We start from the raw sequence: 12,619 nt of genomic DNA, 5'->3' as shown, positions 1-12,619 counted from the left end.
TCGGCAAAGCCCGTGCCGGAGGCATACCCGAAGGGCAGTGGCTCCCCTACACCCCTACACCCCTATACCCCTTCTTGGTCAAGCGTGACCTTAATGGATTTTTTCTCAACTACAGCTAAATAAATGTTTCATGCCTGTAGTTACCAGGAGTTAGCTGCAGGCAATTTTTTGAGGTTATTTTTGGGGCTTTACAATTATGCTTACACTTTTTTGCGCTGTATCGGGATGGGCTATTCTGATGTTCTTGATTTGGAATGTCTGGATAACTTTGAAAACAGGAGCAAGTCATCTCAAAACTTTGCACCAAATTCCTTGCTCTGGTTGTGAATATTTTACCAATGACTACCGCCTCAAGTGCACAGTTAACCCAGTGAAAGCATGTTCCCTAGAAGCACTCGGCTGTCTTGACTTTGAACCAAAGACGGATTGTTGTAATGCTAACCAAAAGCGACCCAGAAAGCTGTGTAAATAGCAAAAATCTTAAAAGATGCCAAGTAAATACGCCTTAGCTTACCGGGACTGTCAGGATTGGGAAGTAAAGAGTAAAAGATAATTTCTTTTGACTTTCTCCCTTTGTTTAGTCTCCGATAACAGGAGGTTTCATCTTGACTAGGCTAAAAGTTGGTATTAATGGATTTGGTCGTATTGGGCGTCTTGTGTTTCGCGCTGGGATCGACAACCCTAACATTGAGTTTGTCGGGATTAACGACTTGGTACCACCTGATAATCTCGCTTACCTACTAAAGTACGACTCAACTCATGGAACCTATAAGGGCAATGTTGAGGCAAAGGATGATGGTATCGTTGTCAATGGACAGTTCATTCCTTGTGTCTCAATCAGGAATCCAGCAGAATTGCCCTGGGGTAAATTGGGTGCAGATTATGTAGTTGAATCTACAGGTCTTTTCACTAACCATGAAGGAGCTGCTAACCACCTCAAAGCAGGAGCAAAGCGGGTTATCATTTCAGCTCCCACCAAAGACCCAGACCGAGTTCCTACTTTACTAGTAGGTGTTAATCATCACCTATTTGATCCCGCAAAAGACACCATCGTTTCCAATGCCAGCTGTACCACAAACTGCTTGGCTCCCGTCGCTAAAGTCATCAACGATAACTTTGGGTTAACCGAAGGGCTGATGACCACAGTTCACGCCATGACCGCCACTCAACCTACTGTAGACGGTCCGAGTAAAAAGGACTGGCGAGGAGGTCGCGGTGCGGCGCAGAACATTATTCCTTCCTCTACAGGCGCAGCAAAAGCCGTAGCACTTGTTTTGCCAGAGTTAAAAGGTAAGTTGACTGGTATGGCATTTCGGGTTCCTACCCCTGATGTTTCGGTAGTCGATTTAACCTTTAAAACTGCCAAAGCTACTAGCTACAAAGACATTTGTGCTGCGATGAAGGAAGCTTCGCAAGGAGATCTGAAAGGTATTTTAGGCTACACAGAAGACGAAGTTGTTTCCACAGATTTTCAGGGCGATGTTCGTTCTAGCATCTTTGATGCGGGTGCAGGTATTGAACTCAACTCTAACTTCTTTAAGGTTGTTGCTTGGTATGACAACGAGTGGGGTTACTCGAATCGTGTTATTGACCTCATGTTGTCCATCGCACAGAAGGAAGGTCTTTTGGAGCGTGTGCTTGCTACTGTTGCTTAACAGTTAATAGTTAACAGTTATCAGTTATCAGTAACAACTAATAACTGATAACTATCATTAATCAGCACTGGAACTCGCGACAACAACGGAAAGCAAAAATACCGGGCGAAGTGTAGCGGTTCCTCTTAGGAACGTCCGATTGGCAGCGATGCTCCGGAGGAGCCACCAAAGGCGATTGCGCAAAGCGCAGACGCCAGAGGCGTATCGCCACCCATTATGAATGAAAGAAACATTCTTTCCGTGTTAAGCGTTCCCTGTTAAGCGTTCCCTATTCCCTATTAAGCATCTTTCTTGAAAACTAGTGCCACACAATTCACTCATGAAAATACTATTTTTTAACCAATTTCCAAAGCTGTAACTTTTTCGGGTAAATATTCTCCTCTATCTTGTAATTCTGCTCGTTCTCAAGCTTGGATCGCACTGCTTCCAGGTAAGAATTGTGGGAAGGGTTGTATAGAAACACATCTCTGAAATTATTAGGAATTTGCGGTACCTTTGATTCATTGATCAATTCAAAGCGTACTTTTGGATCAATTTGGTCAATCAGAGAGAATTTATCAGCTAGAAGAGACCAACTTCCCTGACAGGAACTCATCACAAGTGGCTGACTAGATTTGTTGATAATGTCAACCACTTGGGGAGTATAAATGTTTTGATACTTAAGCCACCAAGTTTTTGCTTCAGAACTACTTACACAGGATAGGACTCCAGATGTCAGCAGCACAACCATAACAACTTGCCAAAGCTTTTGTTTCCAGATGTTAACAGAGATGGGAATAATTTGAGTGGCTAGGAGATAAGCAACAGCTAGCTGAATACCTAAATAGAAAGGGATTAAATACCGGGGGGTTTGCGATCGCACCCCTCCAAGAATTAAATCCGGTATTGTTAAAGGTAGCGCTGTCACGCCAATCAATGTTAAGACAAACAACCAAACCCGCTTTGGAGTTTTAAGACAAAGAAAAGAAATCGAATATCCTACCAAAATTAAGATAAAAGGAATCAATAATTTGGTTAGAATTTTCAATTTAGGTTCATGCTCGTAACTGCCTAAATCGTAGCCAAAATCTATGAAAAAATAACTAAGGTTAATAATCCAGTTTTTCATTAAAGTTAACTGGGAAACTTTATCAGATGTCCAGCGTGTTGTATTCTGAGCTTGTGCAAAATTAATAATAATAACCAAAAGCCAGGGTGTGAAGGCTAAAAACCCTAATAAAGAGGCAAGCAGATAAGCAATAACCGTCTTAGTGAATCGAAACTTTTCAGTTGCAACTACATAGATACCATGAGCAATTGTCACCAACGCAGAAAACACAAATGTATACAGCCCTAATACCATACTAACTGCATACATTGCCCAACTGAGCTTTGTTTTTAGTCGCATTGCTCGTAATAATGTTGCGCTTGACAGCAAAATTGTTGAAGTCCACAAACTGTACTCTCGCGCTTCCTGTGCGTATAGCACATGAAATGGCGACACAGCTACCAGTGCAATCGCTACCCATCCCACAAGCGACGAATCAAATAATTCCAGACATAACCAGTAGATGCAAGGGAACACCAACAAGCTACTCAGGGCAGAGAAACTTCTTATTACCGCCACTGAACTACCAAACCATTGCACCCAAAATCGCGTGATTACGTAATATAATGGCGGATGCTGAGGATCTTCTACTGCTAAAGATTTAAGAGTATCTGTTAAGGTTTTCTCTGAAGTGGGATGCTGATACTTCTGTAAATCTTCAACGCCTACTTCTTTACCATTGCAAACTTGCTCGACCACTTCTGACATGGTGTAGCCAAAAATCCGTAATGAGGTAAAAGTCTCATCGTACCAGTAGATTTTTCGGTCAAGATTGACAAAGCGAAAAAACACGCCCAGTATTAATAAGACGATTAGTAAAAACCGTAACCAAGTTGGAGGAAGGACTTTGTTATACATCAGTTCGACCTTCTCATTCTTTTATAAAGAGTGATTGAAAATACAGACTTTCTCTGTCTTTTCAGTTATGTAAGAGATAGCTTTAGTTAAATGTAGCTTTATTTACAAGATACGGGCGTCGTAAATATACGGGATTTTGGTGGCAACTTGGGCAGAAGAAGCTTAAGAAGAACGCAGAACGCACCAACGCATTAAATCCCCCGGATTTTATCCGGGGGATTTAATGCAGACTGAGATTCCTGACTTTGCAAAAGTTGTCGGAAATTTAGTTATTCACGTTTGCGCAGCGTATCTATACGGCTTATGATTTAGGACTGCTATAACTATCATTAATCACCACTAGAACTCGCACCAACAAGAGAAAGTGATTTTCCGATGTCCGTCTGATAAACTTCGTTTAATTCATGAAAATGCTGTTCTACTGTTTTGACTGGTCGCGCCTCTTGCCAAAACTCGGTGAGTAAGTATGGGTTCTCTCGAATAGTACGGAGTTTGGACTCGAAGTCTCCTTCTTTTGAAGGGTCAAAAATGAAAGCTGGATGGCGAACAAACTCCTGTGCACCTCCTCGATTTGAGCAAAGTACTGGCACGCGACAGGCGATAAGTTCAAAAGTAACTTGTGGGAGATTATCTTCCCATTGTGATGGGACAACTCCCAAGTGGATTCCATCCAACATATTGGGAATATTCTCGTATTTGTAACCAGGGTAGAAACGGAAACGGTGAAGAGATTGAGCCAGAGATAATAACCGTCCTTTCTGCTCAATTGACGCTCCCAACTCGACCGAATCATAAATTCGGCTTGCTACAACCAACTCAAGCGAACTTAATTCTTCCTGTGGTAAAGAACGTAGTTCTTCTAACAAGAAGTAGAATCCTTTATCTCTTCTTGCTGGTCCCATATAGATTAATTTAAAAGGCTGCCCTTGAGTATACGTCGCTGGGTTGCTGGGTGGTACTTGAAACTGAGCCGATTGGCTGCCTATATATTTTGTCGTCAATAGAGCTGGGTTCACTCCATACTGCTTATAAATGGCAGTGGTTCGCTCAGAAACAGATAGCGCAACATCAACATAGCGGTTTATAAGAGAAACAATTTCCTCTCGCCGATAGCGGTACAAATCGGCTTGCCGAGGCATATCTGTACTACTCATCTCAAGAGGTTTGTTCAAGGGAGATTTTGTACGAGTTATCAGTTGATACCAAATTTGGCTGTAGATCCCCCTGTAAATTTTTTTAGCTACAGCCACAGGAAGTGATTGCTGATCCTGACCTAGCAAACTTCCTAAATGATTTAGTTTTCTAAGAGTCAGTTCTAAATCTACATGTATTTTTGTGTCTAGGCAGGAAACACAAGCTCTTCCTTCAAGATAATTTGAGCATGGGCTACTTTCTAATTTCCATAAATTAACTTGAGGGCAAACCGACCAATAGTTGTGCAAGCTAAATACCACCCGAGCACCGCTCTCTTTAGCTATCTTAAGGCAAGTAGCAGTTAATCCTTCCAAGTTATGAAAGTGAATAATTTGAAAAGGCCCATGTTCTACTAAAAACTGTTGAAAGTATTTTTCTAACTCAGGATTTTCAACATTTCCTATAGGGTTATCAAAATAAAAGTGAGAAGGGGAGAAAACAGGAGAATTAACTATTGAGAAGGTTGGAACACTAGGATGACGACTGTTACTAACCTGTTTAACGTAAGGTTGTTTCCCAAAAAAGGTGTAGTCAACCCCACTATAAAGAAAATTCACTTCATAGTCACTTTGTTGACTAAAATAATCAATCAAACTCCGGCAGTATATTGATACACCTCCCCCTAAAGATGGTTTTCCAAAGTAAGGATCCCAGTTGTAATAAAGAATTTTGTATGACATTTTAGCCTCCAGTAATGAAAGTCAGCTTGATAAAGGTAATATCGAAATGACATTAAAAAATAATTTCACTATCGTTTGATTCTGTTTCATATAGCAGTCCTAAATCATAAGCCCTACATCTACGCTACAAAAAACGTAAGATTTTCTCCTCTCTTTCTTGGCATCCTTGGCGACGCCAGTCGCCTAGGTCGGGAAACCCTCCTGCAGCGCTGGCTCATCTTGGCGGTTCGATAAATTCTCACAACTCATATAGGATTGCTATAGTTGTAAACGGAATCTTTAATTTATGAAAATCAAATTAATTACATGTGGGAGAATAAATGAGCGTGTGATGTAGACCAGTCTGCTTTAACTAAAAACTTACAGAAGTTTGGCAAACCAGGATTACCAGTACCAAAAAAGTCACCTCCATCTACAACCACAGATACAGCTTCTTGAATATCATCTAGCGTTTCACTATCTGCATGTGATAGATATATCGAAACTAGATACAAGCCATTCACTAAAGGCAAATTTTCTATGCCACAAAGAATATAGCCTTGATCAGAATTAAGAGTCAGATAATCGTTGGTGAAATTACTCCTTAATAACAAGTCAAAGGTACCTCTTTCATCGGCGAAAGCAATACTTACAACTACATTACTCAGACGCTTTCCTATATAGTTTGAATATCCTACTTCAAAATAGTAATTTTTTCCAGATTGTAAAACTTGCTCTTCATGACCTTTTTCATTCAAGATTCTAAAACTAGAAACTCTGACTCTTCCAGAACCAGTGCGATCTCTTCTCTGGTTTAAGGGTAACTCTTGAGCCAGACTGTAAGACTTTTCTAGGTAAACCCTAACAGCTTCTTCTGAAGTCCCATCTACACACAGTGTGCCTTGTTCAAGAAGAATTCCGCGATCGCACAAAGATTCCACCATACTCATGTTATGAGTCACGAATAAAATAGTTCGCCCTTCCTTCGCCACGTTATTCATCTTTCCCAGACATTTCTTTTGAAATTGCACATCCCCCACTGCTAGTACTTCGTCCACAATCAGGATTTCTGGTTCTAGGTGTGCTGCTATGGCAAAAGCAAGGCGTACGTACATCCCAGATGAATAATGCTTCACAGGAGTATCTAAAAACTTCTCCACTTCTGCAAAAGACACAATTTCATCAAACTTCTTTTTAATCTCAGCCTTGCTCATACCCAAAATAGCACCGTTCAGGAAAATGTTTTCTCGTCCTGTTAATTCTTGGTGAAAACCTGTTCCCACTTCCAACAAACTTGCGACTCTTCCGGTAATTAAAATTTGTCCTGTTGTGGGTTCAGTAATCCGGCTTAAAATCTTTAAAAGAGTTGATTTTCCTGCTCCATTGCGACCGATAATGCCAACAACTTCGCCCTGCTTAATATCAAAAGAAACATTCCTCAACGCCCAAAAATCTTCATGATTTGGGTGGGGTATTTTTTTGCCAAAGGGTGTTAGGAGTTTACGACTGATGGCTTTGGTGGTAGTGGCGATCGCATCCCGCAAAGTACTGTTAGCTCCCCGTTTTTGGTGGCTAATTGTATATTTCTTGCCTAAATTTTCAACCCGGACTACATTATCAGACATACTCTCACTCCCTACTTAAATAACATCTGCAAACGTGCGTTCGGTTTTACGGAAGTACCAAATACCACTGGCAAGAAGCAGAGAAGCCAATCCCATAGATAGAATGAATCCCGGCAAGTAGAGTTTTGACTGCCCGCTCAAAATCGCCCAACGAAAGCCATCAATCACCCCTACCATTGGATTCAAAGAGTAGAGTAAGCGCCACTTTTGCGATATCACGCTGCTACTATAAGCGACTGGAGATACATAAAAGCCAAACTGCACAAGAAACGGTACAATATGGCGGAAATCACGGTACTTGACATTCAGCGCCCCTAACCAAAGCCCCCCTCCAATCGCCACTGCAAAGGCAATCAGAATAAAGAACGGTAGCGTCAAGATACGCCAATCGGGCACAAAGTTATACCAAGCCATCAACGCTAACAGGATGATGCCAGAGATTAGAAAATCTACAAAGCTAACAATCACTGAGCTGACTGGCACAATCAAGCGAGGAAAATAAACTTTGGAAATGAGGTGACTACTATGGATCAAGCTGAGACTGCACTCTGTTAAAGAGCTAGCAAAAAATTGCCAGGGCAGCATTGCTGCAAATACTAAAATAGGGTAGGGCACACCCTCCGAGGGTAACTTCGCGAGATTGCCAAACACCACTGTGGAAATAATCATTGCTAAAAATGGTCGAAGCAAAGCCCAAGCAATCCCAATCACAGTCTGCTTATACCGCACCAAAATATCGCGCCAAGCTAGAAAGTAAAACAGCTCTCGATAGCGCCACAAATCTTTCCAATACAGACTTTCAGTTCGACCGGCTTTGATAAGAGTTTTTGTAGTATCCATTTACAAATAACTGTTGGATGCTAGCTATGTAAACACTATTTAGACTTCTGCAAAGCGGAAAAATTCCTGAGATGGTTTATACATGCCATCACAAAACTTCCGATTTGACGTTGGGTAATCAAATCATGATTTAAACTAACAATTAAACAGGTGTTAGACGTATACGCGACATTCACACTTTTGGTTCAAACCTTAATGCAAGAGCGTTATGAAAAAGCTACCTTGATACTGACATAAATTAAACCACTATAAGTAAAATCTCTGCTCCACATGACTTATTTCGTTAAGGTGGCTGATTTAGACTAATCCTCTTTCCTTGAGCCATTCCTTTTAGGAAGGTATTATGGTTAGTTATACCAGTAGGTTTACAGGTATCAAGTCTAGAGAAAAAAATCGAAAGTCTGTATCAGGTAAATTTTTTCGATATTGCCCCCAGTTGGCTAGTTGTATGAATTTGGGTATCCATAAGCTCTGCAGCTTTGCCTAGAGTATTGATATGCTTAAGTATATTGAAAGCTCTTAGTTCCGAGTATATAGCATAATTAAACTTTCAACACACAAATTTGATAAAAATAAGAAATTTCCTAGGAAAACAGAAGCTAGTATTATGAGTCCGGTGAACTGATAAAACCTAACTAGAAACTTTTCATGAGCAACGTTGCGTAGAGCAAAGAGCAGTGGCAGCAATGAGCCTGGTTTTTATCAAATATTTTACGTAAACAACTAACATTTTTTTGAGAAAAGTATCTTGAAAGTCTGAAAATTTATATGTATCAAGTTCTCTTGACAAATTAAAAAGTATCTGAGATTACTTTCAATCTTTACCTACAGTTATATCCAATTACATAGAATTGTAAAATTAGTACATAAAAGTGTATAAATAGGCAGATTGAAAAATCTCTAATATCAAAGTAATTATTACTTAAGGTTTTCTATGGATTCAGGGAGTTGCTTAAAAATATGTCACTTTCCAGTGGATAAAGAATTGGGTTTTAGCTTTTATTGGTAGCTCTTAGAATTCACCCATGTCTGTTAAAGCTCCTAAAACACAATAGTTATGACGACTATATCTATCCCAACAGTCGAGTACCTTCCGATTGCAGACATTTTGATCAATGGTGGTACTCAGTCACGCGTCAAACTCAACTGGGATGTCATTGCAGAATATGCGGAAGCGATAACGTCGGATGCCATCTTTCCCCCAATTTTAGTCTTTTACGACGGCAAGAACTACTGGCTGGCAGACGGTTTCCATCGGCTGCATGCAACTAAAAAAGCTGGGCGTCAGGAGATTGCCGTAGAAATACACCAGGGTAACCGCCGCGACGCTTTGCTGTACTCAGTGGGAGCCAATGCCAATCATGGTTTACGACGTACTAACGCAGATAAACGCCGTGCGGTGAATATAATGCTACAAGATGAGGAGTGGAATCATTGGAGTAATCGCGAGATTGCCAAACGTTGTGGCGTTTCCGAATTTATGGTTCGTCAAATGCGTGAATCTATCTGCGATAAAAACGCAGATACCAAAAAACGCACTGCACAACGCCAAGGAAAAACTTACACACTTGACACCACTCACATTGGCGAGGGAATGACATCGACAAATATTGGAGAATCTTCAAAGCAACATTCGGAGGACGAATGCGAACGGGTGCTTATATGTACAGATAATCCTCAACAAAGTCAATGTGATCACCAAATTGACGTGTTAGTAGGGCAGCCTGATAGTAGCACGTACGTTGCTAATAATGAACAAACTTCCAGCTTTAAAGAGTCGGAGGTACAGCTTTTCAATGGACAATCGTTGACTAATGTACACCAACAACTTGAACATCAGTCTTACGCTACGCCCTCAACAGAAACGATTAACCTTCAAGACATAATAATTAATAAAATTGCAATGGAAATCATACATCTGTCTCCAGAGCAGTTGAGTAAGATCATCTCCACATCTGCTAGCAATGGGCTGAGTAAATTTCATCTCAAAACAATCATTGAAGCAGCTAAACAAGCGCTCAATGAGGGAAACCAACAGGAATACTTTCACAAGAGTTATGCTGTTGTAGGCATGGAGTCACAAGAAACAAAAAGATAGACCTGTGCAGATGCACAATTATAGCTAAACCAAGACAAAGTAACCCAATTTTGTCAAATTATAGACCACTTTCCCCCTATTTATTGATAAGCTGTCTAATGGAAGCCTCGTAAAGTTTTGCGGGGTTTTTTACTGTGATCTTTTCAAGCATTTTTGCAAAAGCTCCAGTCTTTTAGACTGCGGTGACAAAGTGGGTTTGGAAAAAAGTCGCTTTTCAAAAATGATTTGCTATTACATCTATAGCTCCTGGTAAATTTGGTTAAATTTCTATGAAATAATTATTCAATTCAGGAAACATTTTTTTCATTCTATCAACCTCTCTTATCTTAAGAGAAGTCCTGAAACAAAATATAGCAAATTGAAAACAAAAATCAATCATCTGGGTATCAGTAAAATGTTTAGTTTGTAACTTGACTAATATAAATATTTTAGTAAACTATATATTATGAATAAAAATTCATATATTCAAATTCACTAATAGGCTTATACAAAAAGCACAAAAAACTGCTTATTATCATTGCTGAGTAGCTAATAAAACGCTCAATAATGCTTGATAAGGACAGCGAAACCTCCTCAAAGTATAAAGTATAAAGTATAAAAGATGAAGACTACATACAATCTTCTGAAATTTATACTTCATCATTACGGCTAAAATTTGTTCAAACGGTAGCTCGAAATATATTGTCAAACAAGGCAAAAATAACACAGGCTCAGAGTGTTAGTAGCTTAAAGTTCTCTGTGCTGAAGGAGTAAGCCTTGACTTTTTAGTACAGAACGACGGAAAGAAACCTACCATAGCCTGCGGTAAGCCCCTACGCGTCTACGAGGAGCAAAAAGCTTGTGATGTAAATTTATTAACTTTTGACTTGGCAAAAATTAGGTAGTTCAAATAGAAACACGTGGAAAAGTTCCTATTTTTAGAGTCATCAGAGGTCAAAGAATGATAAAGATTATTAATTACATGCTACAAGATTGGCAAGTAAATAAAGAAACAAGCTCCAAATCACGTTTCATCTTATTGATGTTTAGATCTACACAAATACTTGGTAATCTGCCCGTACCTTTTTCTTTTTTTTCTAAGTTTTATAGACTTTTATATCAGTTTTTAATTGAGTGGATATTAGGAGTTGACTTACCTTGGGACACACAAATAGGACAAAATTTAAAGCTATTTCATTGTCACGGTTTGGTCGTCAATCATGAAACAATAATAGGTATGAATTGTATTTTGAGGCATTCAACCACTATTGGAAATAAGATGCTGCAAGATGGTACACCCAGTGGCTCTCCAAAAATTGGAAATAACGTAGAAATAGGTTCCAATGTTGTGATTCTCGGACCGATTACAGTTGGGGATAATGCTGTGATTGGAGCTGGTTCTGTTGTGGTGAAAGACGTTCCTAATCGTAGCGTGGTTGTAGGGAATCCAGCAAGAGTTATTCGCACACTCAACACCCCTTCGTCTTTGATGAACAACGAATTACACCAAGCTTCAGAACTGACATCAGTATCAAATCACTCTAATACCGATAATCTGTATAAATAATTTACTATTTTTGATTAGCAAAATGCTGAGGAAGATCGACAATGCCCAAGGTTTCTGTTGTTATTCCGGCTTATAATGCGATGACTTACCTCCCTGAAACAATGGAGAGCGTTCAGAGGCAGACCTTTAGTGATTTTGAAGTATTAATTATTAATGATGGTAGCGCAGACAACATTGTTGAATGGGTTTCTCAGCTAGTAGATCCACGAGTGAAACTGATTTGCCAAACAAATCAGGGCGTACCATTAGCACGCAACAAAGGTATTGCTAATGCTCAAGGAGAGTATATAGCATTCTTGGACGCTGATGATTTGTGGGAGCCGACCATGCTAGAAAAACAAGTGGGTTGTCTGGAAAATAATCCTACAGTAGGCTTGGTGCATACTTGGATGGCTGTCATTGATGCACAAAGTCAGCCTACAGGTAGAGTCATGATCTCAAATGCTGAAGGTGATGTCTGGAAACAACTAGTTGTACAAAATACAGTACCTTCCTCTTCAGTCATGGTTCGTCGTGGTTGTTTTGACACTGTTGGGGGATTTGACCCAAATTTACGCAATATTGATGATTGGGATATGTGGATTCGCATTGCTGCTCGTTATCCCTTTGCAGTAATCAAAGAACCTTTAATGCACTATCGAATGCACCTAAACAATATGACCAAAAACTGGCAAGTGGTGGAAGAAGCTTTTGAGATGATTATTGAGAAAGCATTCCGCAGTGCACCCCCCGAACTACTGTATTTAAAAAGCCGAAGCTACGGTCATGCCAACATGTTTTTAGCTTGGAAAGCCGTACAAAGTGGTAATAGAAACTACAAGAAGGCGATTCATTTTCAGGAACAAGCGATCGCCCACTTCCCTTTGCTACGTTTCTCGCGCGAGTACTTTCGCTTGAGTTTGGCGATCGCAATGCTGCAATGGTTCGGCTCTAACGCTTACACTAAAATACTGTCGCTGCTTTACGCTTTGCGCCGACGCATATTAAGTCTTACCTAACAACACCGCACTTTTTGGATCAAGTGACTACAAAATATCGAACACTGGTCTTTATAACT

Annotated in this window: 8 protein-coding genes; 4 read left to right on the top strand and 4 right to left on the bottom strand. The window is 40.0% G+C overall.

Going from position 1 to position 12,619, the window contains the following annotated elements; all coding sequences use genetic code 11:
* Window positions 1-605 precede the first annotated feature (605 nt).
* Window positions 606-1,655 carry a type I glyceraldehyde-3-phosphate dehydrogenase gene (gene gap, locus DP114_RS18455; RefSeq protein WP_171976784.1) on the top strand — a complete coding sequence of 350 codons (1,050 nt, stop codon included), beginning with the start codon at window positions 606-608 and terminating at the stop codon, window positions 1,653-1,655.
* 328 nt (window positions 1,656-1,983) lie between these two features.
* Here the strand turns inward: gap and DP114_RS18450 are convergent, their stop codons facing one another.
* From DP114_RS18450 to DP114_RS18435, 4 genes are all read right to left on the bottom strand, one after another.
* Entirely contained in the window at window positions 1,984-3,600 is a 1,617-nt protein-coding gene (locus DP114_RS18450; RefSeq protein WP_169267361.1) for a glycosyltransferase family 39 protein, read from the bottom strand.
* Window positions 3,601-3,929: 329 nt separating this feature from the next.
* Window positions 3,930-5,474 carry a glycosyltransferase gene (locus tag DP114_RS18445; RefSeq protein ID WP_171976783.1) on the bottom strand — a complete coding sequence of 515 codons (1,545 nt, stop codon included), beginning with the start codon at window positions 5,472-5,474 and terminating at the stop codon, window positions 3,930-3,932.
* A 302-nt stretch (window positions 5,475-5,776) separates the two neighbouring features.
* On the bottom strand, window positions 5,777-7,078 hold the full coding sequence (locus tag DP114_RS18440; protein WP_171976782.1) for an ABC transporter ATP-binding protein: 1,302 nt from the start codon (window positions 7,076-7,078) through the stop codon (window positions 5,777-5,779).
* Between the two features lie 15 nt (window positions 7,079-7,093).
* Window positions 7,094-7,918 carry an ABC transporter permease gene (locus tag DP114_RS18435; RefSeq protein WP_169267364.1) on the bottom strand — a complete coding sequence of 275 codons (825 nt, stop codon included), beginning with the start codon at window positions 7,916-7,918 and terminating at the stop codon, window positions 7,094-7,096.
* Window positions 7,919-8,975: 1,057 nt separating this feature from the next.
* Between DP114_RS18435 and DP114_RS18430 the strand changes: the two genes are divergently transcribed.
* From DP114_RS18430 to DP114_RS18420, 3 genes are all read left to right on the top strand, one after another.
* Complete coding sequence (locus DP114_RS18430) at window positions 8,976-10,016, top strand: ParB/RepB/Spo0J family partition protein (RefSeq protein ID WP_169267365.1); 1,041 nt, start codon at window positions 8,976-8,978, stop codon at window positions 10,014-10,016.
* A gap of 940 nt (window positions 10,017-10,956) precedes the next feature.
* Window positions 10,957-11,562 carry a serine acetyltransferase gene (locus DP114_RS18425; protein WP_171976781.1) on the top strand — a complete coding sequence of 202 codons (606 nt, stop codon included), beginning with the start codon at window positions 10,957-10,959 and terminating at the stop codon, window positions 11,560-11,562.
* Between the two features lie 41 nt (window positions 11,563-11,603).
* Window positions 11,604-12,560, top strand: a complete 957-nt coding sequence (locus DP114_RS18420; protein WP_171976780.1) for a glycosyltransferase family 2 protein — start codon at window positions 11,604-11,606, stop codon at window positions 12,558-12,560.
* Window positions 12,561-12,619: the final 59 nt, after the last annotated feature.

The sequence above is a fragment of the Brasilonema sennae CENA114 genome, assembly GCF_006968745.1.
Lineage (GTDB): Bacteria > Cyanobacteriota > Cyanobacteriia > Cyanobacteriales > Nostocaceae > Brasilonema > Brasilonema sennae.
This window is presented reverse-complemented; position numbering and strand designations above follow the sequence as displayed.

What these genes read in the sequence shown, in the direction of transcription:
- DP114_RS18450 (WP_169267361.1), bottom strand. Translation starts at nt 3,600, where the DNA reads ATGTATAACAAAGTCCTTCCTCCAACTTGGTTACGGTTTTTACTAATC.
- DP114_RS18445 (WP_171976783.1), bottom strand. Translation starts at nt 5,474, where the DNA reads ATGTCATACAAAATTCTTTATTACAACTGGGATCCTTACTTTGGAAAA.
- DP114_RS18440 (WP_171976782.1), bottom strand. Translation starts at nt 7,078, where the DNA reads ATGTCTGATAATGTAGTCCGGGTTGAAAATTTAGGCAAGAAATATACA.
- DP114_RS18435 (WP_169267364.1), bottom strand. Translation starts at nt 7,918, where the DNA reads ATGGATACTACAAAAACTCTTATCAAAGCCGGTCGAACTGAAAGTCTG.
- DP114_RS18430 (WP_169267365.1), top strand. Translation starts at nt 8,976, where the DNA reads ATGACGACTATATCTATCCCAACAGTCGAGTACCTTCCGATTGCAGAC.
- DP114_RS18425 (WP_171976781.1), top strand. Translation starts at nt 10,957, where the DNA reads ATGATAAAGATTATTAATTACATGCTACAAGATTGGCAAGTAAATAAA.
- DP114_RS18420 (WP_171976780.1), top strand. Translation starts at nt 11,604, where the DNA reads ATGCCCAAGGTTTCTGTTGTTATTCCGGCTTATAATGCGATGACTTAC.